Consider the following 22,649-nt stretch of genomic DNA (forward strand, 5'->3'; position numbering starts at 1 on the left):
TCAAGCCGATATAAGCATGCTCAAGACAATGGAGAAGGCGGTTCCAGTCGCGTCGTGCGGCTGGCGGAGATCGAGTTGCGATGAAAGTCATCGGCCTTGCGGGCTGGAGTGGTGCGGGCAAGACCACGCTGTTGACGCGGTTGATCCCGCATTTCAACGCGCAAGGCCTGCGTGTCTCCGTGATCAAGCATGCGCATCACCAGTTTGACGTCGATGTGCCCGGCAAGGATTCCTGGCGCCATCGAGAGGCCGGCGCAGCGGAGGTGCTGGTCGCTTCGTCAAAGCGCTGGGCGTTGATGCATGAGTTGCGCGGGGCGGCCGAGCCGCGGCTGCCGGAACTGCTCGGCAAGCTCTCCGCGGTCGATCTCGTCGTGGTCGAGGGCTTCAAGCGCGAGCCGCATCGCAAGATCGAGGTGTATCGTGCCGCGAACGGCAAACCGCTGCTGTTTCCGGACGATCCCGGAATTGCCGGGATTGCGACCGACACCGCGGTTGAAACCCGGCTGCCGACCGTCCATCTCGATGATATCCCCGCCGTGGCCGCGTTGCTGCTGCGTGCGGCGATGCCGGTCGAGGAAGCGGTGGCAAGAAGCACCGCGATACGCTGACGAGGCACCATGGCGCAATTATCGGACGATTGCTTTGCCTTCGGCGGCCCGATGATGTCGGTCGACGAAGCCGTCGGTCTCATCACGACGCGCGTCAACGCGATTACCGATCTCGAGACTGTGGCGCTCGTCGATGCCGACGGGCGCGTGCTGGCGCGCGATGTGGCCGCACCTCTGCCGCTGCCGCCGTTCACCAACTCCGCGGTCGACGGTTACGCCGTGCGCAACGCCGACCTTCCGGCAAGCGCCGGGCAGGCGTTCCCGCTCGACGGTCGCATCCAGGCCGGCGGCCTTGCGCAAGCGCCAATCAAGCCCGGCCACACCGCGCGCATCTTCACCGGCGCGCCGATGCCGCCGGGTGCGGAGACCGTCTTCATGCAGGAGGACGTCCGCATCGATGAGTCCGGCAAGATCGTGTTGCCGTCGGGGCTGAAGCCCGGCGCCAATGTCCGTCCCGCAGGTGAGGACATTCCGCAAGGTCACGTCGCGCTCCGCGGCGGCCAGCGCTTGCGGCCGCAGCATGTCGCCCTTGCCGCCGCGTTCGGCCTGACAAGGCTCGACGTTGTCAGGCGCATCCGTGTCGCCGTGTTCTCGACCGGCGACGAATTGGCTTCGCCCGGCGAGCCGCGCGCCGCCTCGCAGCTGTTCGATTCCAACCGCTTCATGCTGATGGCGATGCTGCGGCGGCTCGGCTGCGAGGTCAGCGATCTCGGCATCCTCCGCGACGAGCGCACCTCGCTCGCAAGCGGCCTGAAACAGGTTGCGGGTTACCATGACCTGATCCTCACCACGGGCGGCGTCTCGACCGGGGAGGAGGATCACGTCAAGGCGGCGGTCGAGAGCGTCGGCTCGCTGGTGCTGTGGCGGATGGCGATCAAGCCCGGCCGTCCCGTGGCGATGGGCATCATTGATGGCGTGCCGCTGATCGGGCTCCCCGGCAATCCCGTCGCGAGCTTCGTGACATTTGTCCATGTGGTGCGACCGACGGCGTTGGCGCTGGCGGGAGCCCTGCCGGAGCCGCTGACGCCCATCCCGCTGCGAGCGGCGTTCACTTACAAGAAGAAGACCGGCCGGCGCGAATATGTACGCGCCTCGCTGCGCCGCGCGGAGGACGGCGGGCTCGAGGCGATCAAGTTCCCGCGCGAAGGAGCCGGGCTGCTGTCCTCGCTGGTCGAGACCGACGGCCTCGTCGAACTCGGCGAGGACATCACTAACGTCGAGCAGGGGCAGTACGTGGGCTTCCTGTCCTACGCCGACCTGCTCTAGGGGCCTTCCGTTGACGCCGCCGCTTCGTCCCGCCATGTTGCGGTCATGGCCAGAACGACACTCGATCTCACCGGACTGAAATGCCCGCTGCCTGCTCTGAAGACGCGCAAGGCGCTCAAACCTTTGCAGCCGGGCGATCAGCTCGAGGTTCACTGCACCGATCCGTTGTCGGTGATTGACATTCCGAACCTGATTCGCGAGACCGGCGACAAGGTCGAGATCACTGAGCGCAGCGAGGCGCGCATCGTGTTCCTGGTCGAAAAGAGCGACGCCCCGTAGAAAGGCGAATATTCGCGGCGGTGACGTTTGACTATGCTGCGCCCGCGGGGGAAACGGCCGGAGCTTCGCTGCAATGCGAAAGGCGCCGACAAGCCGTGGACGATCTCAAACCTAAGACATCGGGCATGACTTTCTCAACATCGAGGGCAAGCGCAGCCGCAAGTCCCGCGGTGGGCCGCGAGCCTGCCGTCAAGGTCGGCAAGACGGCTGCAGGGCCGGAATTCAGCGCGCTGGCGCAGGCCTCCATCCTGATCGTCGACGACGAGCCGGGCATGCGCAATTTCCTGGTGCGCACGCTGGCGCCGCGCTGCAAGCTGGTGGACGAGGCGGCCGATACCGACCAGGCTTCGCGCAAGCTCGATTCCAACCGCTACGACGTCGTCATTCTCGATAACATCATGCCCGGCAAGAATGGCGTCGATTGGCTCGCCGAGCAGCGCGCCGTCGGCTTTTTCGCCGACGCCATCCTGATCACCGCCTATGCCGACCTCGACACCGCGATCCAGGCCCTGCGCGCCGGTGCGGCCGATTTCGTGCTCAAGCCGTTCCGCTCCAACCAGATCCTCAACGCGGTGGCACGATGCCTCGACCGTGTCCGCCTCCAGCGCGAGAACTATGTCCTGCGCTATGCTTTGCGGGCCTCGTCCGACCGCACCTTTCTGCGCGACAATCTGATCGGACAGTCGGCGGCGACGCTGCGCGTGCGTGAGACCATCGCGCGCGTCGCGCGCCTGCCGACCTCGGTCCTCCTCACCGGCGAATCCGGCACCGGCAAGGAAGTGGCCGCGCGCTCGATCCACTCGCTGTCCGAACGCGCCGACAAGCCCTTCGTGCCCGTGAATTGCGCGGCGATCCCGCCTGAGATGATCGAGGCCGAGCTGTTCGGGCACATCAAGGGCGCCTTCACGGGCGCCGATTCGGGGCGCGAGGGCCTGTTCCTGTATGCGCATGGCGGCACGCTGTTCCTCGACGAGATCGGGGAGCTGCCGCTGCCGATGCAGAGCAAGCTGCTGCGCGTGCTCGAGGACCGTCGCGTCCGGCCCGTCGGCTCCGAGCGCGAGGTTCCGGTCGACCTGCGCTTCATCTTCGCGACCAATGCCGAGCTTCAGAAGGAGGTCGAGAAGGGCCGTTTCCGAGCCGATCTGTTCTACCGGCTCAACGTGATGCAGATCCGTCTGCCGCTCCTGAAGGATCGCGGCGATGACGTACAGGAGCTCGCCGCCATCTTCATGAGCAAGCTGTCGGTTCAGCTCGGCATGCCGCCGGTGCCGATCGACGCCTCGGTGCGGGCGGCGCTTGCAAGCTATGATTGGCCGGGCAACGTGCGCGAGCTGCGCAATTTGATAGAGCGCACGCTGATCCTCGGCGCCTTCCCCGACGATTTCGCGGGTTCCCGCAACGAAGGTCAGTCGGCGCCTGTCGACAGTCTCGCGGAGCTCGAGCGCCGTCACATTCTCGGCGTGCTGAAGGAGGTCCATGGCAATCGCGAGGAGGCGGCGCGGCGCCTCGGTATCTCGCGCAAGACCATCGACCGCAAATGCGCGTTGTGGGATGTCTGATGCTAGCGGCCGCAGCGGCGAGCCCGTGCGGGGACGCTCCGTGCGCTTCCGGCTGCTCGCGATCGCGCTGCTGCCGATGCTGGTTATCCTGCCGCTCCTGCTCGGCGTTGCGATCTATCGCTGGAACGCGAAATTCGACGCGACGCTGATCTCCAAGGTCAACGGCGATCTCACCATCGCCCACCAATATCTCGCCCGCATCCTGGAAAAGACCGGCGTCCAGCTCCGGGCGCTCAGCCTGTCGGCCCGCTTCCACGAGGTGCTGGCGCCGGATGCCCGCGGCTCCCTGCAGGATCTGCTCGACGAGACCCGCAAGGAAATCGGTCTCGATTTCCTATATCTGACCAACGATCGCGGCGATGTCCTGGCTTCATCACCGCCGCTGCAGCATGGACCGAGAAGTGACTGGCCGATCATCATGTCGGCACTGTCGGGCCAGGTCCCTGCGACGGGTGTCGACATTTTCGGCAATGACGAGCTCGCCGCAATTTCGCCCGTGCTGGCTGAACGCGCGCGATTGGACCTCGTGCCGACCCCGAACGCGGTGCCGACCGACCGCAGTACCGAGACGCGCGGCATGGTCGTGCATGCGGCCAGTCGGGCGATGCTACCTGACGGTGGTGCCGCTGCGCTGGTCGGCGGCACATTGCTCAACCAGAATCTCGAATTCATCGACACGATCAACGATCTCGTCTACCGCGCGGCGAGCCTGCCGGAGGGCAGCCAGGGCACCGCGACGCTGTTCCTGGACGACGTGCGGATATCGACCAACGTCCGCCTGTTCGAGGGACGGCGCGCGCTCGGCACGCGCGTGTCGGCGGCAGTGCGCTCGGCCGTGCTGGGCGAGGGGCGAACCTGGCTCGACAGCGCTTTCGTGGTCAATGACTGGTACATCTCCGCCTACGAGCCGCTGGTCGACAGTTATGGCAAGCGGGTCGGCATGCTCTATGTCGGCTTTCTGGAGAAGCCGTTCAGCGAGGCCAAATACCAGACATTGGTGATCATCGTCGCAGCGTTCATTGCGATCACCGCTGCGACCGTGCCGATCTTCCTGCGCTGGGCGAGCTCCATCTTCATGCCGCTGGAGCGCGTCACGGCGACGATCACCGAGGTGGAGCGCGGGAATCTCTCCGCGCGCACCAAGATGCCGGTGCTGGGTGACGAGATCGGCCGCGTCGCGGTTCATCTCGACAGCCTGCTCGACCAGATCCAGGAACGCGACCGACAGCTCCGGGAATGGAATGAGGAATTGAACGTCCGCGTGCGGGAGCGCACGCGCGACCTCGAGCACGCCAATCTCAAGCTCGAGGCGACCACCAAGCAGCTCATCATGTCCGAGAAGCTGGCTGCGATCGGTGAGATCACCGCCGGCGTTGCGCACGAGATCAACAATCCGATCGCGGTGATGCAGGGCAATCTCGACGTCATCCGCAGCGTGTTCGGCGCCGATGCCGACAAGGCGAAGGTCGAGTTTCGACTGCTCGACGAGCAGATTCACCGCATCAGCCAGATCGTGACCAAGCTGTTGCAGTTTGCAAGGCCGGAGGAATATGCCGGCTATGTCGAGCGCCATGCGCCGGCAAGCGTCATCTCCGACTGTCTGCCGCTGGTGCAGCATCTTCTGAACAAGACCGAGATCGCCGTGGTCAGGGACGACCGCGCCAACCGGCTCGTGCTGATGAACCGCAACGAGCTGCAGCAGGTGCTGGTCAATCTCATCGTCAACGCGATCCACGCCATGCCCGAAGGCGGAACCCTGACGCTCCGCTCCTTCGATGCCGAACGCGACGGCCATCAAGGCGTCGCCATCGAGGTCGCCGACACCGGCATCGGCATAAGCACTGAGGTGATCGAAAAGATATTCGACCCCTTCTACACCACGAAACGGCGGCAAGGCACCGGGCTCGGCCTCTCCATCAGCCAGACGCTGATCAAGCGCCAGGGCGGACAGATCACGGCCGAAAGCCGCGTCGGTTCCGGGAGTATATTCACGGTGTGGCTGCCGGAAGCGGCCTGATTGGACATTTTGTCCGAAGGCCTCAGGACATTCTGTCCAACTCAGCACATTGCGCTGCGGCAAGTCGTTGAATTGTCACGATGCTATTTCTGGCACGCGCGTTGCTCATCTCAAGACAGGGTGTTGAGGGGGATGAGGGCGCAATAGCCGTCACTGCAACGCTGCTCGCGAGGCGAAGGGACATCACCCGCGATCAGCTGCTTGCTCGGCGCGCATGAGGCGATGCGCACCAGACAATTCCGCTTCGGCATGAAGTTCGACCTGTCATGCGCGGCTGCAAGCACGCAGGACCGGTCTCAAACCGATGTGCCGGCAAGGCCGCGCTTGGGAGGTAATGCTTATGACGACTGCCGATACCGTTCTTGCACCGGTTGGTGCTTCCGGCTTTCTCGATCGTGAACGCACGATCGCGACGGCCGGCTTCAATCGCTGGCTGGTGCCGCCGGCGGCGCTGTGCATCCATCTGTGCATCGGCATGGCCTACGGCTTCTCGGTGTTCTGGCTGCCGCTGTCGCGCGCGATCGGCATCACGGCGCCGAAGGCCTGCCCGGACATGTCGCTGGTGCAGGAGCTGTTCACGACCAGCTGCGACTGGAAGGTCGCCAGCATGGGCTGGATGTACACGCTGTTCTTCGTGCTGCTCGGTATTGCGGCGGCGGTCTGGGGCGGCTGGCTGGAGCGCGTGGGGCCGCGCAAGGCGGGCTTCGTCTCGGCGCTGTGCTGGTGCGGCGGCCTCTTCCTCGGTGCAATCGGCATCTACACCCATCAGCTCTGGCTGCTGTGGCTGGGGTCGGGCGTGATCGGCGGCATCGGTCTCGGGCTCGGCTACATCTCCCCGGTGTCGACGCTGGTGAAGTGGTTCCCGGATCGCCGCGGCATGGCGACCGGCATGGCCATCATGGGCTTCGGCGGCGGCGCCATGATCGGCGCGCCGCTGGCGAACCTCCTGATGAACTACTTCAAGAGCCCGAGTTCGGTCGGCGTCTGGGAGACCTTCGTCGCGATGGGCGTCATCTACTTCGTGTTCATGATGATCGGCGCATTCCGCTATCGCTTGCCGCCGCCCGGCTGGCAGCCGGAGGGCTGGACCCCGCCGGTCAAGGCCAACGCGATGATCTCGAAGAACAACGTGCATCTCAACGATGCGCACAAGACACCGCAGTTCTGGCTGATCTGGTGGGTGCTGTGCCTGAACGTGTCCGCCGGCATCGGCGTGATCGGCATGGCCTCGCCCATGCTGCAGGAGATCTTCGGCGGTAAGTTGATCGGCCTGCCGGACGTCGGCTTCAATGCGCTCGATGCCGGGCAGAAGGCCCAGATCGCAGCGATCGCCGCTGGCTTTGCCGGATTGCTCTCGTTGTTCAACATCGGCGGCCGCTTCTTCTGGGCCTCGCTGTCGGACAAGATCGGCCGCAAGAACACCTACTACACGTTCTTCGTCCTCGGCATCGCGCTCTATGCGCTGGCGCCGACCTTCGCGGCGATGGGCTCGAAGCTGCTGTTTGTGGTCGGCTTCGGCATCATCCTGTCGATGTATGGCGGCGGCTTTGCGACCGTGCCGGCCTATCTCGCCGACATGTTCGGCACCCAGTTCGTCGGCGCCATCCACGGCCGGCTGCTGACGGCATGGTCGACGGCGGGCATCATCGGTCCCGTCGTGGTCAACTACATCCGCGAGTTCCAGCTTGCCGCTGGCGTGCCGCGCGACCAGCTCTACAACACCACCATGTACATCCTGTGCGCCATGCTGGTCGCGGGCCTGATCTGCAACTACCTGATCAAGCCGGTCGATTCGAAGTGGCACATGAAGGATGCCGATGTCGCCAAGCTGCAGGCGGCGAGCGCCAGCGCTGCAGCCGCAGGCCCGCACGGCTCCTACGGCATCGGCTTTGGCGGGCTCGACGCCAAGGCGGCGCTGTTCTGGGCCTTCGTCGGCGTTCCCTTGGCTTGGGGTGTGTGGAAGACGCTGGAGAGCGCGGTCAAGTTTTTCTGATCGCACATTCATCGCGAGCGGGAGCGCACCTTGCGCGCTCCCGCCGTCGCCTCGGAGCAAGAGCTCGATACGACTTCGCTATCGCAGCATGGGAAGCCTTTATTGATCTGCCGACCAATTCAGGCTTCGTTCTATCGGGTGGCGCGTTGGACGAACGCAAGGCCGTGTCCCCGCAGCGATCCAGGGCTTGTCTTGGGCTGCGCTTAACTGCTTCCGAGAACATGATAATCTTCTTGGCATCTGGCATGCCAGGAGTTAGAACTTAAGCCGTTCTAAAGGACGAGGTCGAGACGAATCGATGAGCCACGACGCGCACAAGGTCCGCCCGTTCGAGCATCCCGGCGAGGGACGCCGACGCGCCAAGGCCACCCCCAAAGGGCGCCAGGTTGATCCGACCGCTGCGCACGAGATCGAGCTGTTGCTCGGCGACAGGCCGCGACGGCGCGATCTGCTGATCGAATATCTGCACCTGATCCAGGACAAGTACCACCAGATCTCGGCTGCGCATCTGGCCGCGCTCGCCGACGAGATGAAGCTCGCCTTCGCCGAGGTGTTCGAGACGGCGACCTTCTATGCGCATTTCGACGTGGTGAAGGAAGGTGAGCCCGACATTCCGCCGCTGACGATCCGCGTCTGCGATTCGCTGACTTGCGCCATGCTCGGCGGCGAGAAGCTGCTCGAGGATCTGCAGAGCGCATCAGGTCCCGGCATCCGCGTCGTCCGCGCGCCCTGCGTCGGCCGTTGCGATACTGCGCCCGCCGCGGAAGTCGGTCACAACTTCGTCGATCACGCCACCGTCGCTAATGTGATGGCGACGGCCAAGGCCCGCGACACTCACGCGCATCTTCCAAAATATACCGAGTACGACGCCTATGTCGCCGCTGGCGGCTACAAGCTGCTCAATCGCGTTCGTTCGGGCGAGCTGCCGAAGGACGATCTTCTGAAGGCGCTCGACGATGCGTCGCTGCGCGGTCTCGGCGGCGCCGGCTTTCCGACGGGACGGAAATGGCGCGCCGTACTGGGCGAGCCCGGCCCGCGGCTGATGGCGATCAATGGCGACGAGGGCGAGCCCGGCACGTTCAAGGATCGCTACTATCTGGAAACCGATCCGCACCGCTTCATCGAAGGCATGCTGATCGGCGCGCATGTGGTTCAGGCCTCCGATGTCTACATCTATCTGCGCGACGAATATCCGGCCTCGCGCGAGATCCTCGAACGCGAGATCGCCAAGCTCCCGCCGGGCGGACCGACCCTGCACATGCGCCGCGGCGCCGGCGCTTACATCTGCGGCGAGGAATCCTCACTGCTGGAGAGCATCGAGGGCAAGCGCGGCCTGCCCAGGCACAAGCCGCCTTACCCGTTCCAGGTCGGCCTGTTCGGCCTGCCGACGCTGATCAACAACATCGAGACGTTGTGGTGGGTGCGCGACATCGTCGAGAAGGGCGCCGACTGGTGGAAGAGCCATGGCCGCCACGAGCGTCACGGCCTGCGTAGCTTCTCGGTCTCGGGGCGCGTCAAGAATCCCGGCATGAAGCTGGCGCCGGCGGGCATCACCGTGCGTGAGCTGATCGAGGAATATTGTGGCGGCATGGCTGACGGCCATCAGTTCTATGCGTATCTCCCCGGCGGTGCGTCCGGCGGCATTTTGCCGGCATCGATGGACGACATCCCGCTCGATTTCGGCACGCTGGAGAAATACGGCTGCTTCATCGGCTCGGCCGCGATCGTGATCCTTTCGCAAAAGGACAGCGTGAGAACGGCTGCGCTGAATCTGATGAAGTTCTTCGAGGATGAGAGCTGCGGCCAGTGCACGCCGTGCCGCGTCGGAACCCAGAAGGCGGCGCTGCTGATGCAGAGGCCCGTCTGGAACCGTGCCCTGCTCGAAGAATTGAGCCAGGCGATGCGCGATGCCTCGATCTGCGGGCTCGGACAGGCGGCATCGAATCCGCTGTCCTCCGTAATCAAATATTTCCCTGACGAGTTCAAGGAAGCGGCCGAATGACGAAGATTACGTTCGAGCTCGACGGCAAGCAGGTCGAGGCCAATCCTGGCGAAACGATCTGGCAGGTTGCGAAGCGTCAGGGCCGGGACATTCCGCATCTGTGCTATTCGCCCGCACCGGACTATCGGCCCGACGGCAATTGCCGCGCCTGCATGGTCGAGATCGAGGGCGAGCGCGTGCTGGCGGCGTCCTGCAAGCGCACGCCGTCTGTCGGCATGAAGGTGAAGACGGAATCCGCGCGTGCAGTCTCTGCACAGAAGATGGTGATGGAGCTGCTGGTCGCCGACCAGCCGGCGCGCGAAACCTCGCACGATCCGGACTCGAAGTTCTGGCACTGGGCCGAGACCACCGGCGTCACCGAGAGCCGCTTCCCTGCCGCCGAGCGCTGGGCGACCGACGCCAGCCATCCGGCCATGCGCGTCAATCTCGATGCGTGTATCCAGTGCGGCCTGTGCGTGCGCGCCTGCCGCGAGGTCCAGGTCAACGACGTCATCGGCATGGCCTATCGCAATGCCGGCGCCAAGATCGTGTTCGACTTCGACGATCCCATGGGCGAATCCACCTGCGTTGCCTGCGGCGAATGCGTGCAGGCCTGTCCGACCGGCGCCCTGATGCCGGCCGTGATGCTCGACGACAAGCAGACCCGCGTGACTTACGCGGACAAGAAGGTGGATTCGCTCTGCCCGTTCTGTGGCGTCGGCTGCCAAGTGACCTACGAGGTCAAGGACGAGAAGGTGATTTACGCCGAGGGCCGCGACGGCCCGGCTAATCACAACCGTCTCTGCGTCAAGGGCCGCTTCGGTTTCGACTACATCCACCATCCGCATCGCCTGACAAAACCGCTGGTGCGGCTGCCGAATGCGAAGAAGGACGCCAACGATCAGGTCGATCCGGCCAATCCGTTCACGCATTTCCGTGAAGCGAGCTGGGAAGAGGCGCTCGACATCGCCGCCAAGGGTCTCGTCAAGATCCGCGACGAGAACGGCGTCAAGGCGCTCGCCGGCTTCGGTTCGGCCAAGGGCTCGAACGAAGAGGCCTATCTGTTCCAGAAGCTGGTCCGCACCGGCTTTGGTTCGAACAATGTCGACCACTGCACCCGCCTGTGCCACGCCTCGTCGGTGGCGGCGCTGTTCGAAGGCCTGAGCTCGGGCGCGGTGTCCGCGCCGTTCTCGGCGGCCATGGATGCGGAAGTCATCGTCGTGATCGGCGCCAATCCGACCGTGAACCACCCGGTCGCCGCGACCTTCATCAAGAACGCGGTGAAGCAGAACGGCGCAAAACTGTTCGTGATGGATCCGCGCCGGCAGGCGCTGTCGCGCCATGCGACCAAGCATCTGCAGTTCAAGCCCGGTTCCGACGTCGCGATGCTGAACGCGATGATCAACACGATCATCACCGAGGGCCTCACCGACGATCAGTACATCGCCGGCTACACCGAGGGGTTTGAGGACCTCAAGGAGAAGATCAAGGAGTTCACGCCGGAGAAGATGGAGCCGATCTGCGGCATCCCGGCGCAGACGCTGCGCGAGGTCGCGCGCACCTATGCACGGGCAAAATCGTCGATCATCTTCTGGGGCATGGGCATCAGCCAGCACGTCCATGGCACCGATAATGCGCGCTGCCTGATCGCGCTTGCGCTGATCACCGGCCAGGTCGGCCGTCCCGGCACCGGCCTGCATCCGCTGCGCGGCCAGAACAACGTGCAGGGTGCCTCCGACGCCGGCCTGATCCCGATGTTCCTGCCGGATTACCAGCCGGTCGGCCGCGACGACATGCGCGGCGCCTTCGAGAAGCTCTGGCAGCAGGATCTCGATCCTGTCCGCGGCCTGACCGTGGTCGAGATCATGAACGCGATCCACGCCGGCGAGATCAAGGGCATGTATATCGAGGGCGAGAATCCCGCGATGTCCGATCCCGATCTCCAGCACGCCCGCGAAGCGCTCGCCATGCTCGATCATCTCGTGGTGCAGGATCTCTTCGTTACCGAGACCGCCTTCCACGCCGACGTCATCCTGCCGGCCTCGGCGTTTGCCGAGAAGGACGGCTCCTTCACCAACACCGACCGCCGCGTGCAGCTCGCGCGCCAGGTGATCAAGCCGCCGGGCGATGCGCGGCAGGATCTCTGGATCATCCAGGAGATCGGCAAGCGCATGGGCCTGCCGTGGAATTACTCCGGCCCCGGCGACGTCTTCACCGAGATGGCAGAGCTGATGCCGTCGCTGAAGAACATCACCTGGGAGCGACTGGTGCGCGAAGGCGCGGTCACCTATCCCGTCGATGATCCGAACAAGCCCGGCAACGAGATCATCTTCACCACGGGCTTCCCGACTGCGAGCGGCCGCGGCAAGATCGTGCCGGCCAAGGTCATCCCGCCGGACGAGATTCCGGACGACGAATATCCGATGGTGCTGTCGACCGGCCGCGTGCTGGAACACTGGCACACCGGCTCGATGACGCGCCGCGCCCAGGTGCTCGATCAGATCGAGCCGGAGGCGGTCGCCTTCATGAGCCCGAAGGACATGCGCAAGAAGAGGCTCGCGCCGGGCGATTTCATCCGCCTGGAGACGCGCCGCGGCGCCGTCGAAGTCAAGGTCCGCTCCGACCGCGACGTGCCCGAGAACATGGTGTTCATGCCGTTCTGCTACGCGGAGGCGGCCGCGAACCTGCTCACCAACCCGGCGCTCGATCCCTTCGGCAAGATCCCGGAATTCAAGTTCTGCGCGGCACGGGCGGAGCGCGTCGAGATGCGGGACGCGGCGGAGTAGGGGCGGCGGGCTCGCCGTCTTTTTGGTGGCACAAGACTGCCAAACAATCGGCGTCGTCCCAGCCTTCGCCGGGGCGACACCGGGGTTTGGCGCGTTCGTGCACCTCCTCGCTGTCGCTTCGCTCCTCGCAGTGACGGTGATAAACGTGGCGCATGTCCAAAGTCACCCCCGCCACGCGCGCGCTTGACGCAGCCGGTGTCGCCTTCACCGTTCACACCTACGACTACGATCCCGATGCCGAGAGCATCGGGCTCCAGGCCGCCGCCGCGCTCGGTGAGAACCCGGCGCGTGTCCTGAAGACGCTAATGGCGCTGGTGGACGGCAAGCCGGTTTGCGTCGTCGTGCCGTCCGATCAGGAAGTCTCGATGAAGAAGCTCGCGGCGGCGGCGGGCGGCAAGTCGGCGCAGATGATGAAGCCGCCTGAGGCCGAACGCGTCACCGGGTTCAAGGTCGGCGGCATCAGCCCGTTCGGGCAGCGCAAGCCGGTGCGCACCGTGATCGAGCAGAGCGCGCTCGCGCATGATCTGGTCTATCTCAATGGCGGCCAGCGCGGCTTGCAGGTGCGGCTGAAGCCCGGTGACATCAGGGATGTGCTGAAGGCGGTCGTGGCGGACGTGCTGGCGTGAGCGCCTCGCCTATTGCTTCTGCAACAATTTGAGCCGGCAGCGCAGCGCTTCGCGGATGTGCGCGCGCGCGAGCTGCTCGGCTCTGTCGCCGTCGCGCGCGGCGATCGCGTCGATGATGGCCTGATGCTCGCCGTGGCTGCTCAAGGGGCGGTCCGATACGGTGAAGGTGGTTGGGCCGAGCAGCGCGATCCAGTCCTGCAATTCCCGCGAAGCGTTGTCGAGATAGCGGTTGCGTGCGGCGCGGCAGATGGCCTCGTGGAAGGCGCGGTTGAGCCGCGCCATTTCGGCTGCGTCGGTCGCGGATGTCTCGACAAAGGCCTGCTCGATATCGCGGAGTGCATCGATCTCCGTCGTTGAGGCATGCTCGGCGGCAAGACGCGCGGCGGCGCCTTCCATGATCTCGCGCATGGCGTAGAGCTCGAGCACTTCGGAGATGTCGAGATTGCGGACGATCAGCCCGCGGCCGCCGGCGGGCTCGACGAAACCGCGCGCCGCGAGTCGGCCCAGCGCTTCCCGCACCGGCGTGCGGCTGACCTTCAGCCGCTGCGCCACTTCCTCCTCGCGCAGGCGATCGCCGGCCCGGTAGCTGCCGGCCTGCAGCGCCTCGCACAGCGAGCGGAACACGGCTTCGCCCAGCGCCAGGCCGGCGCCGCGCGAAACCGATCCGCCTATCTTTGCCGCGCGTCTGGCCATGATCCCTCGATGCGCATCCTGCCCATGCAGAGATGCCGCTTGCGTCTTTTCTGTATATCTTCGTATACAAAGATGCGCAATGGCGGATCGGCGCGATCGAGTCCGCCTGCTGGCAGAATGTCTCCAACTTCGTCGCATCGGGCAGACGGCATGGGCAGCAAATACGACGTGCTGGTGATCGGAGGCGGCAACGCGGCACTGTGTGCGGCGATCAGCGCAGGGCGAGGCGGTGCCTCCGTCCTCGTGCTCGAAGGCGCGCCAAAGTTCTACCGCGGCGGCAACACCCGCCACACCCGCAACATGCGCTGCGCCCATGATGCGGCGACCGAAATCCTGACCGGCCCCTATACCGAAGAGGAATTCTGGGAGGATCTGCTGCGCGTCACCGGCGGACAGACCGACGAGGTGCTGGCCCGGCACATGATCAGGGAGTCCAAGGACATCCTGAACTGGATCGTGGAGCAGGGCGTGCGCTGGCAGCCCTCGCTCGGCGGCACGCTGAGTCTTGGCCGCACCAACTCCTTCTTCCTCGGCGGGGGGCGAGCGATGCTGAATGCGCTGTATCTGACCGCCGAGCGGCTCGGCGTCGAGGTCGAATACGACGCCGAGGTCACCGACCTCGTGATCGAGGACGGCATGTTCCTCGCCGCGCGCCTCAAGCGGCCGGTCAACGGCGAGACCGAGATCCGCGCGACCTCGCTGGTCGCGGCGGCCGGCGGCTTCGAGGCCAACATCGAGTGGTTGAAGCAGTATTGGGGCGAAGCTGCCGACAATTTCCTGATACGCGGCACGCCCTATAACCGCGGCTCCATCCTGAAGATGCTACTCGACAAAGACGTGCAGGAGGTCGGCGATCCCACCCAGTGCCACGCGGTCGCGATCGACGCGCGCGCGCCGAAATTCGACGGCGGCATCATCACGCGGCATGACTCGGTCGTGTTCGGCATCGTCGTCAACAAGCACGCCCAGCGCTTCTATGACGAAGGCGAGGACATCTGGCCGAAGCGCTATGCGATCTGGGGGCGGCTGGTCGCGGCGCAGCCCGATCAGATCGCCTACATCATCTTCGATTCCACCGTCGTGACGAGCTTCATGCCGACGCTCTTCCCGCCGATCGCGGGGCAGACGATCGCGGAACTCGCCGGCAAGCTCGGGCTCGATCCGGCCGCGCTGGAGAAGACCATCACTGAATTCAACGCCGCGGTGCGGCTCGGCACCTTTGACCACACCGTCCTGGACGACTGCCGTACCGAAGGCATCACGCCGCCGAAGACCCACTGGGCACGGCGGATCGAGACGCCGCCCTATCTCGCCTATCCGGTGCGGCCCGGCATCACCTTCACTTATCTCGGCACGCGAGTGAACAAGGAGGCGCGGATGCTGATGAAGGGCGGCAAGCCATCAGGCAACATGTTCGCCGCCGGCGAGATCATGGCCGGCAATGTGCTCGGCAAGGGCTATGCGGCCGGCATGGGTATGACCATCGGCAGCGTGTTCGGTCGGATCGCGGGACGGGAAGCGGCGAAACATGCACGGAACTAGGATATTAGACGAGGCCGACCGTCTCATGACGGTCTGCAATTCCTGCCGCTATTGCGAGGGCCTGTGCGCGGTGTTTCCGGCGATGGAGATGCGCCGCGCCTTCTCCGACGGCGATCTCAACTATCTCGCCAATCTCTGCCATGCCTGCGGCGCCTGCTACGTCGACTGCCAGTTCTCGCCGCCGCACGAGTTCAACGTCAACGTTCCCAAGACGCTTGCGGCCGCACGCGCGGAATCCTATGCGGTCTATGCCTGGCCGCGTGCGCTGTCAGGCGCCTTCGCGCGCAACGGCCTCCTCATCAGCATCGTCGCCGCGCTCAGCATGGCGGCCTTCATCCTCGGATTCGCTGCTCTCAATGACCGCGATGTGCTGTTCGGCGTTCATACCGGTCCGGGTGCGTTCTACAAGCTGATGCCGCACAACGCGATGGCCGCGCTGTTCAGCGCCGCCTTGCTCTACGCCATCCTGGCCCTCGTCATGAGCGTGCGTGCGTTCTGGCGCGACATCGGGGCGCCGATCGGCGGCCGCGCCGATGGCGGCTCGATGTTCCAGGCGATCCGCGATGCCGGCGAGCTGCGCTATCTCCATGGCGGCGGCGTCGGCTGCTACAACGAGGACGATCGGCCGACGGACCGGCGCAAGCTCTATCATCACCTGACCTTCTACGGCTTCCTGCTCTGCTTTGCCGCGACCTCGGTGGCGACGCTCTATCACTATCTGCTCGGGCGCGAGGCGCCGTATCCGTGGTGGGATCTGCCGGTCGTGCTCGGCACGCTCGGCGGCATCGGTCTGATCATCGGGCCGATCGGCCTGTTCGCGGCCAGGATGCAACGCGATCCGGCGTTGCTCGACGAGAGCCGTTACGGCATGGACGTCGGCTTCATCGCCATGCTGTTCCTGACCGGCCTCACCGGCATGCTGCTTCTGGTCCTGCGTGAGACCTCGGCGATGGGACCGCTGCTCGCGCTCCATCTCGGTGCGGTGTTCGCGCTGTTCATCACCATGCCCTACGGCAAGTTCGTGCATGGCATTTATCGCTTCGCCGCGCTGGTACGTTACGCGCAGGAGCGGCGAACGGCGGCGTGACGGCGAACCCGCTCGCCGTCTTACGCCACCTCGCGTTCCGTCGCGGAGGCCTGCTCGCGGGCCATCGTCGTCGCTGTGACATAGTCGGTCTTGCCGGTGCCGAGCAGCGGCACCTTGTCGACCACCATGATCGTCGCGGGCACGGTCAGCTCGGAGGCGCCGATCGTCTTGGCCTGGGCCTGCATCGCGCTGCGCTCGGCATTCTTTTCCGTCGTCAGCAGCACGATGCGCTCGCCCTTGCGCTGGTCGGGGATCGACACGGCGACCGAGGCGGCCTGCGGCCATAGCGTCGTTGCGATGCTCTCGACCGCCGACAGCGACACCATTTCGCCCGCAATCTTGGCAAAGCGCTTGGCGCGGCCCTTGATGGTGATGAAGCCGGCGGCGTCGATCGCCACGATGTCGCCGGTGTCGTGCCAGCCGTCGGGAAGCTTTTCGAGCACGCCGGGATTTTCGGCGCGCAAGTAGCCGAGCATCACGTTCGGCCCGCGCACCGAGAGGCGTCCGCCTTCCTCGATGCCGGGGACCGGATCGAGGCGGCTTTCCATCAGCGGCGACAGACGGCCGACGGTGCCGGGACGGTTGGCCATCGGCGTGTTCATCGCCAGCACCGGCGCCGTCTCGGTGACGCCATAGCCTTCGAGGATGCGGATGCCGTAGCGCTCCATGAACACCTGCCGCGTCCGGTCCTTGACGGCCTCGGCGCCGGCGATCACGAGACGCAGGGTGCGGAAGTCGTAGGCATGCGCCGACCGGGCGTAGCCGGTGAGGAACGTGTCGGTGCCGAACAGGATGGTGGCGCCGGTCTGGTAGATCAGCTCGGGCACGATCCGGTAATGCAGCGGCGAGGGGTACATGTAGATCGGAATGCCCGCGAGCATCGGCATCATCATGCCGCCCGTGAGTCCAAACGAGTGGAACACCGGCAGCACGTTGAACACCTTGTCATTGGCGTTGGCGTCGACCCGCGCCAGCGCCTGCGCCGCGTTGGCGAGGATGTTGCGGTGGGACAGCACCACACCCTTGGGCGTGCCTTCCGAACCTGAGGTGAACAGCACGACGGCCGGATCGTTGGCCTGGCGGGGCACGCGCGGCGTCGTGCCCGCGAGCAGGCCCTTGATCTTGTCGGTGAGGCCAATCGAGGCGCGGACGTCCTCGAGATAGACGACGCGGGCTTCCGCGGAGATCGCGGCCATCAGCTTGTCGAGCTTGCCCTTCTCGATGAAGGCCTTCGAGGTCAGCACGGTCTTGACCTGCGCGGCCTTCATGGCCGCGAGGACGTTGACCGGGCCAGCCGAGAAGTTGAGCATGGCCGGGACACGGCCGATGCTTTGCAGCGCCATGAAGACGACGGCAACGCCTGCGGAGTTCGGCAGCAGCACGCCGACATTCTCGCCGGCCGTGGTGCCGATTTCGAGCTTGCGGCTCAAAACCTGTGCGCCGAGGATCAGCTTGCGATAGGTCAGCTTGGTGCCGAGCGCGTCCTCGATGATGACCTTGCCGGTGTCGCGGTCGCGATAAGCGTGTCCGAGCGCCTCGAACAGCGAGTGATCGAGCATGGCGTTCTTCACCAGGGCGTCGATCATCACATCCTGGAGCGCGGCGCCAGCGGCATTGCGGCGCGCCTTGCCCTTGAGCGTTTCATCGACCGGAAGCTTGACCGGCGGCAGGATCGTGACCGTCACGCGCGGAAACCACGAGCGCTTGATCTGGCTGCTGTCGAGATAGCTGAGATGGGAGCGCTGGGCGCCTTCGATGCGGACCGGCACGACCACGGCGTCGGCCTTGTCCGCGATCATCGCGGTGCCGTCATAGACCTTCATCAGCGAGCCGGAAACGGTGATCCGTCCCTCCGGGAAGATGACGACAGGCTCGCCCGCGGCCACGAGCTTGATCAGGTCGCGCGCGGCCAGCGGCTTGGTCGGATCCATGGTGTAGTGCTTGATCACCCGCAGGAACGGCTTGGCCCACCAGGCCTTGGCGATGCCGGTATCGACCGCGAAGCTCGCATCGATCGGCAGTACGGCGTGCAGCAGCGGGCCATCGATCAGGCTGACATGGTTGGGCGCGATCAGCATGCGCGTGCCCGGAGGCGGCAGGTTTTCGAGCCCGCGCACTTCCGTGCGGAACAGCGCGCGGAACAGCAGTCCACCGAAATCGCGCACGCCTTCCTTGCCCCACTTGGTCAGCACGAACCAGACCGCGCCGAAGCTGGCGAGGCCGAGGCCGAAGAAGATCCAGCCGACATGCAATCCGCCCGCCTGCAGCAGCGCGACGAACAGCGAGCCCACCACCATGAAGGCAGCCTGCAGCACGTTGCCGGCGGCGATGATGCGAGCGCGCTCATTCGGAGCCGACCAGGCCTGCACGGCAGCGAAGGACGGGACGACGAACAGGCCGCCGCCGAATGCGAAGGCGACGAAATCCACCATCATGCGCAGGCCGGCGAACGAGGTCGCGAAGTCGAGCGCGGTGATGTCCTGGCCCTTGCCGGTCACCGCGATGGCCCAGGCGAGATCGAGGCCGGCAAAACCCATGATGATCGCGCCGATCGGCACCAGCGCGAGGTTCGGGCGAACGTGGCTGAGGCTGGCGGCAAACAGCGAGCCGATGGCGATGCCGATCGCGAAGATCGCGAGGCACAGCGTCACCACGCCCTCGGTACCACCGACAACCTCCTTGATCAGCGCCGGCAGCAGCGACAGCACGATGGCGCCGACCAGCCAGAACCAGGAGACGATCACGGTGCCGTCCCACAGCCGATGGTCGGCATGCAACGTCCTGAGCAGGCTGACCGTCGAAGTCCAGGGATTGGCATCGACGGGCAGGTCGGGCGCGGAGGGCGTGGTCTGCGGAATGCGGGAAGCGAAAGCCCAGGACAGCAGGGCCAGCACGACGACGGCGGATGCGACCCAGCCCATATGCGCGGAGCCGGCCACGAACTGGCCGCCGGCGACGGTGCCGAGCAGGATCGCCATGAAGGTGGCGCCTTCGACGAGAGCGTTGCCGGTCGCGAGCTCGCCGAGCTCGAGCTGGTCCGGCAGCATCGCGTATTTCACCGGGCCGAACAGCGCGGCGATGGTGCCGAACAGCGCGAGCGCTGCGAACAGCAGCGGTACCGAATGCAGGAAGAAGCCGGCGGCGGCAAAGCCAGCAGCAAAGATCTCGGCGAATTTGAGCCGTCTTGCGACGACGGATTTGACGTATTTGTCGGCGAGCTGGCCGCCGAGCCCGGACAGGATGAAATAGGGGAAGATGAAGACGGCGCCTGCGACCGTCACCAAGGCATCGCCATGGCCGGTTGCCGCGCTGTAAAGCAGGATGATGACGAGAGCGTTCTTGAGCACGTTGTCATTGAGCGCCGAGAAGAATTGCGCCCAGAACAGCGGCGCGAAACGGCGTGACGACATCAATTCCCTGATCATGACTAATCCTGTTTGGAAAGGCAGCCTGTTACATTGTCGGTGAGACGTCACGACCGAGGCATTTGGGACGAACGCGTGCAGGATAACGACATCGCCGGCCTGCTCTGTCCCCTCAGTCCTCTGATCCTGTTGGTCTCCAAGTGGTCTTGTTAGGTTCGCAAATATCTGGTCGAGGCCGCGTCCTGCTCGGGCGGAGCGGCCTCACTCGCCCGGATATGGCGCCGGGCGATGAAGGAAAAGCTGAACCGCACCGCTGAAATCCGCCGGATCGGCCGCGCACGTCCCGACATGGTGAGTCCTTCCTTGCAACCGGCTCTTGCATTCGAGCCGACCGGCTTGTGCGCGCCTCAGGTGAGATGGGAGAGGTGGCGAAAGGGCGAGAGGCGGCCGAGCAGGCTGAACCGCCGGCCCTCGTGACGTGCACGGGCGCGATCGGCCCGCCAGATCCGGAAGGTCGCCCGCCGCTCGGCGAGCACGCCGGCAACGTCGCAGGCATTGGCGATGCGATTGATCGGCGCCATCGCGAACCGCAGCAGGGCCCGGCCGAGGCCGGTGACGAGAGCCGTGGCGTCATCGACGAAGGTGGCGGCGATATCAACAGCAAGGGTTTGCATTTTCCAGGTCTCCGGGTTAATTTGAACAATGTTCACATGAGTAGCTTGAAAATGAACAATGTTCAAGAAGAATCGCTGCGCGACCAAAAAAAATATCGGCGCAGGCTCCAGATCGTGGAGATTGCCCGCGGCATTATCTCAGCTAAAGGGCTGAAATCACTGAAGGTTCGGGACGTTGCCGAGGCTGCCGGCTGTTCGGTCGGCAGCGTCTATAACGAGTTCGGCGACTTCGACGGCGTCATCCTGACCGTCAATCGGGAGACGGTTCAGGCGCTCACGACGCGGCTTCGGGGCGTTCCTGCCGAGGATCCGGTTCGCCAGCTCTATGGGCTTGCCGAGACCTATCTCGACTTCTTCGCCGCGCACGCCAATCTGCTGCGCTCGTTGTTCGAGCACCGGATGGAGGACGATCGCCCCTATCCGGACGACATCCTTCAGATGGTGATGGATGCTTTCGCGCTGATGCATCCGCCCCTGGTGCGGCTATTGCCGGATGCTGATGACGTGAAGATCGCGCTGCTGTCGCGCACGCTGTTCTCCGCCGTGCATGGCATCATCTCGCTCGGCCTCGAGGAGCGCATGGTGGCCGTGCCGCCGCAGATGCTGCGCCAGCAGATCGAACAATTCGTCGACGTGCATCTCAGAGGGCTCGGAATTCTGCCGCTGCGATGACAGCGGCGAGCCGCGTCAGGCGCGCGCTGCTTTGCGCGGCCGGAGCGCGGCGGCGACGACGCCCAGTCTTCCGTTCTCGACCTGAACCCGGTTGCGTCCCTTTTCCTTGGCGCGGTAGCAGGCGGCATCCGCGCGCCGCATCGCGTCCTCGAGCGTGGTGTTGCGGTCGGCGATGCAGGTGATGCCGATGCTGGCGGTCACCGTGAAGCAGCGATCGTCCCAGGGGAAGCTGAACAGCTCGAGCGATCGTCGCAGCCGTTCGGCGATATCGACGGCGTTTGACGGCGCGCACTGCGGCAGGATTAGGCCGAACTCGTCGCCGCCGAGCCGGGCCACCTGATCAAGCGGCTGCCTGTCGTGTTGCAACAGGTGTGCGATCTGGCAGAGCAGGCGGTCGCCCGCGAGATGGCCGCAACTGTCGTTGACGTTCTTGAATTGGTCGAGGTCGAGCAGGATCAGGGTGAGCGGACCTGCCGCGGCATTGTCCAGCTCGCCTTGCAGTCGCGCTTCGAAGGCGCGGCGATTGGCGAGTCCGGTGAGCCAATCGTGCGATGCCTGCCAGGCGAGGCGCTCCTTCTCGGCATGCAGGGCGTCTTCGAAGGTCTGTCGCTGCAGCACCAATCGGCGCGTGTGCCAGATCAGGAGCAGGATCAGCATTGCGGCGGTGACGATGTTGACGAACGTCAGCGTCGCCTTGATGGCACGGGAGCCCTCGCCGAGGACGGTGGCGTGCACGGTGAACTGCGTGTTGAGCTCCGAGAGTCGCGACGACAGGAATTGCATGCGGCCGTCGTCCTGAATGGGACCGTTCTCCAGCTCGGAGCGGATGACCTCGCCGAAGATGCTGAGCTCAAGCAGCATGGGATCGGTGGCAGCCCACTCGCGGATCGCGTCCTGAAGGAAGCTGACGCGGTTGAAGTAGCGAAACAGCCAGATCAGGCCCGGTACGTCATCGGGATGGTTGCCGCCTTGCAGAAAGCCGATGCGGGCGGTCTCGACGTCGATCGGATCGCGCCCGAGCGCCCAGCGCGCGAACTCGTCGCCGATGGGAACTGAGAGCGCGGCCTGATATTGCGCGAACTGGCTCGGCTCGCCCGAATGCAGATAGCGATTGAGGAAATAGACGGCGTTCTTCTGCGAGCGCGACCACAACGCTTCGCCGGCGACATAGGCGCGGACCGAGGACATCACCTCGAGGCTGAATCCCGCAACAGCCGCCTGGAGCACGACGACCAGCACGAAAGGCGAGACGAGCTTGATGACGCGAAGGAAACTATGTCCCTTCGTCGAAGTCGCTGTTCTGCGAGACACCCTGCGTTCCCCAAATCGATCAACGATCCCAGCGGAGCGTTGCGCCTGCAACGGAAGTAGAGGAGAATGTTGCTTAACCGACGGGAAAAACGCGAGCGACTGCGCTGCAGGGTGAAGGTGCCGTGAAGTGGATGCGCGCAGATCGCTTCAAATGCCGGTCGACCGGAACTGGCGTGGCATCGGCGAACCA

Annotated in this window: 16 protein-coding genes; 12 read left to right on the forward strand and 4 right to left on the reverse strand. The window is 65.0% G+C overall.

The window, feature by feature from the left end:
• Positions 1-80 precede the first annotated feature (80 nt).
• From mobB to ybaK, 9 genes are all read left to right on the forward strand, one after another.
• Positions 81-608: a molybdopterin-guanine dinucleotide biosynthesis protein B gene (gene mobB / locus P6U29_RS08490; protein ID WP_407117166.1), complete on the forward strand. Its 528-nt coding sequence runs from the start codon at positions 81-83 to the stop codon at positions 606-608.
• Positions 609-617: 9 nt separating this feature from the next.
• On the forward strand, positions 618-1,874 hold the full coding sequence (gene glp / locus P6U29_RS08495) for a gephyrin-like molybdotransferase Glp (RefSeq protein WP_407117167.1): 1,257 nt from the start codon (positions 618-620) through the stop codon (positions 1,872-1,874).
• Positions 1,875-1,919: 45 nt separating this feature from the next.
• Complete coding sequence (locus P6U29_RS08500; RefSeq protein WP_407117168.1) at positions 1,920-2,153, forward strand: sulfurtransferase TusA family protein; 234 nt, start codon at positions 1,920-1,922, stop codon at positions 2,151-2,153.
• A gap of 125 nt (positions 2,154-2,278) precedes the next feature.
• Positions 2,279-3,712: a sigma-54-dependent transcriptional regulator gene (locus tag P6U29_RS08505; RefSeq protein ID WP_407117169.1), complete on the forward strand. Its 1,434-nt coding sequence runs from the start codon at positions 2,279-2,281 to the stop codon at positions 3,710-3,712.
• Positions 3,705-5,729, forward strand: a complete 2,025-nt coding sequence (locus P6U29_RS08510) for a cache domain-containing protein (RefSeq protein WP_407117170.1) — start codon at positions 3,705-3,707, stop codon at positions 5,727-5,729. The genes P6U29_RS08505 and P6U29_RS08510 overlap by 8 nt, the downstream gene beginning before the upstream one ends.
• 340 nt (positions 5,730-6,069) lie before the next feature.
• Complete coding sequence (locus P6U29_RS08515) at positions 6,070-7,722, forward strand: OFA family MFS transporter (RefSeq protein WP_407117171.1); 1,653 nt, start codon at positions 6,070-6,072, stop codon at positions 7,720-7,722.
• A 298-nt stretch (positions 7,723-8,020) separates the two neighbouring features.
• A complete protein-coding gene (locus tag P6U29_RS08520) occupies positions 8,021-9,724 on the forward strand; it encodes an NADH-ubiquinone oxidoreductase-F iron-sulfur binding region domain-containing protein (protein ID WP_407117172.1) in 1,704 nt (567 codons plus the stop codon).
• Positions 9,721-12,489: a formate dehydrogenase subunit alpha gene (fdhF, locus tag P6U29_RS08525; RefSeq protein WP_407117173.1), complete on the forward strand. Its 2,769-nt coding sequence runs from the start codon at positions 9,721-9,723 to the stop codon at positions 12,487-12,489. Before P6U29_RS08520 ends, fdhF begins: the two co-directional genes overlap by 4 nt.
• 152 nt (positions 12,490-12,641) lie before the next feature.
• Positions 12,642-13,115 (forward strand): Cys-tRNA(Pro) deacylase, encoded by a 474-nt coding sequence (gene ybaK / locus P6U29_RS08530; RefSeq protein WP_407117174.1) that lies wholly within the window; start codon positions 12,642-12,644, stop codon positions 13,113-13,115.
• A 9-nt stretch (positions 13,116-13,124) separates the two neighbouring features.
• Here the strand turns inward: ybaK and P6U29_RS08535 are convergent, their stop codons facing one another.
• Positions 13,125-13,808: a GntR family transcriptional regulator gene (locus P6U29_RS08535; protein WP_407117175.1), complete on the reverse strand. Its 684-nt coding sequence runs from the start codon at positions 13,806-13,808 to the stop codon at positions 13,125-13,127.
• A 150-nt stretch (positions 13,809-13,958) separates the two neighbouring features.
• On the opposite strand from P6U29_RS08535, the gene tcuA reads away from it, so the two are divergent.
• Entirely contained in the window at positions 13,959-15,350 is a 1,392-nt protein-coding gene (gene tcuA, locus P6U29_RS08540; RefSeq protein WP_407117176.1) for an FAD-dependent tricarballylate dehydrogenase TcuA, read from the forward strand.
• Positions 15,337-16,437: a tricarballylate utilization 4Fe-4S protein TcuB gene (gene tcuB, locus P6U29_RS08545; RefSeq protein WP_407117177.1), complete on the forward strand. Its 1,101-nt coding sequence runs from the start codon at positions 15,337-15,339 to the stop codon at positions 16,435-16,437. Before tcuA ends, tcuB begins: the two co-directional genes overlap by 14 nt.
• Before the next feature lie 20 nt (positions 16,438-16,457).
• On the opposite strand, the gene P6U29_RS08550 is transcribed toward tcuB, so the two are convergent.
• Both P6U29_RS08550 and P6U29_RS08555 read right to left on the reverse strand, forming a co-directional pair.
• Complete coding sequence (locus tag P6U29_RS08550; RefSeq protein ID WP_407117178.1) at positions 16,458-19,862, reverse strand: acyl-[ACP]--phospholipid O-acyltransferase; 3,405 nt, start codon at positions 19,860-19,862, stop codon at positions 16,458-16,460.
• A 347-nt stretch (positions 19,863-20,209) separates the two neighbouring features.
• Positions 20,210-20,476 (reverse strand): hypothetical protein, encoded by a 267-nt coding sequence (locus P6U29_RS08555; protein ID WP_407117179.1) that lies wholly within the window; start codon positions 20,474-20,476, stop codon positions 20,210-20,212.
• Positions 20,477-20,527: 51 nt separating this feature from the next.
• Here P6U29_RS08555 and P6U29_RS08560 point away from each other — a divergent pair, with 51 nt between their 5' ends.
• On the forward strand, positions 20,528-21,148 hold the full coding sequence (locus tag P6U29_RS08560; protein ID WP_407117180.1) for a TetR/AcrR family transcriptional regulator: 621 nt from the start codon (positions 20,528-20,530) through the stop codon (positions 21,146-21,148).
• A 15-nt stretch (positions 21,149-21,163) separates the two neighbouring features.
• Here P6U29_RS08560 and P6U29_RS08565 read toward each other — a convergent pair whose 3' ends face one another.
• Positions 21,164-22,459: a GGDEF domain-containing protein gene (locus P6U29_RS08565; protein ID WP_407117181.1), complete on the reverse strand. Its 1,296-nt coding sequence runs from the start codon at positions 22,457-22,459 to the stop codon at positions 21,164-21,166.
• Positions 22,460-22,649: the final 190 nt, after the last annotated feature.

Origin of the sequence: Bradyrhizobium sp. LMG 9283, from assembly GCF_045571415.1 — a bacterium.
Taxonomy (GTDB): Bacteria; Pseudomonadota; Alphaproteobacteria; order Rhizobiales; family Xanthobacteraceae; genus Bradyrhizobium.

Bases quoted from the DNA above. Each gene is read 5' to 3' on its own strand.
- mobB (WP_407117166.1), top strand. From the start codon at position 81: ATGAAAGTCATCGGCCTTGCGGGCTGGAGTGGTGCGGGCAAGACCACG.
- glp (WP_407117167.1), top strand. From the start codon at position 618: ATGGCGCAATTATCGGACGATTGCTTTGCCTTCGGCGGCCCGATGATG.
- P6U29_RS08500 (WP_407117168.1), top strand. From the start codon at position 1,920: ATGGCCAGAACGACACTCGATCTCACCGGACTGAAATGCCCGCTGCCT.
- P6U29_RS08505 (WP_407117169.1), top strand. From the start codon at position 2,279: ATGACTTTCTCAACATCGAGGGCAAGCGCAGCCGCAAGTCCCGCGGTG.
- P6U29_RS08510 (WP_407117170.1), top strand. From the start codon at position 3,705: ATGTCTGATGCTAGCGGCCGCAGCGGCGAGCCCGTGCGGGGACGCTCC.
- P6U29_RS08515 (WP_407117171.1), top strand. From the start codon at position 6,070: ATGACGACTGCCGATACCGTTCTTGCACCGGTTGGTGCTTCCGGCTTT.
- P6U29_RS08520 (WP_407117172.1), top strand. From the start codon at position 8,021: ATGAGCCACGACGCGCACAAGGTCCGCCCGTTCGAGCATCCCGGCGAG.
- fdhF (WP_407117173.1), top strand. From the start codon at position 9,721: ATGACGAAGATTACGTTCGAGCTCGACGGCAAGCAGGTCGAGGCCAAT.
- ybaK (WP_407117174.1), top strand. From the start codon at position 12,642: ATGTCCAAAGTCACCCCCGCCACGCGCGCGCTTGACGCAGCCGGTGTC.
- P6U29_RS08535 (WP_407117175.1), bottom strand. From the start codon at position 13,808: ATGGCCAGACGCGCGGCAAAGATAGGCGGATCGGTTTCGCGCGGCGCC.
- tcuA (WP_407117176.1), top strand. From the start codon at position 13,959: ATGGGCAGCAAATACGACGTGCTGGTGATCGGAGGCGGCAACGCGGCA.
- tcuB (WP_407117177.1), top strand. From the start codon at position 15,337: ATGCACGGAACTAGGATATTAGACGAGGCCGACCGTCTCATGACGGTC.
- P6U29_RS08550 (WP_407117178.1), bottom strand. From the start codon at position 19,862: ATGATCAGGGAATTGATGTCGTCACGCCGTTTCGCGCCGCTGTTCTGG.
- P6U29_RS08555 (WP_407117179.1), bottom strand. From the start codon at position 20,476: ATGCAAACCCTTGCTGTTGATATCGCCGCCACCTTCGTCGATGACGCC.
- P6U29_RS08560 (WP_407117180.1), top strand. From the start codon at position 20,528: ATGAACAATGTTCAAGAAGAATCGCTGCGCGACCAAAAAAAATATCGG.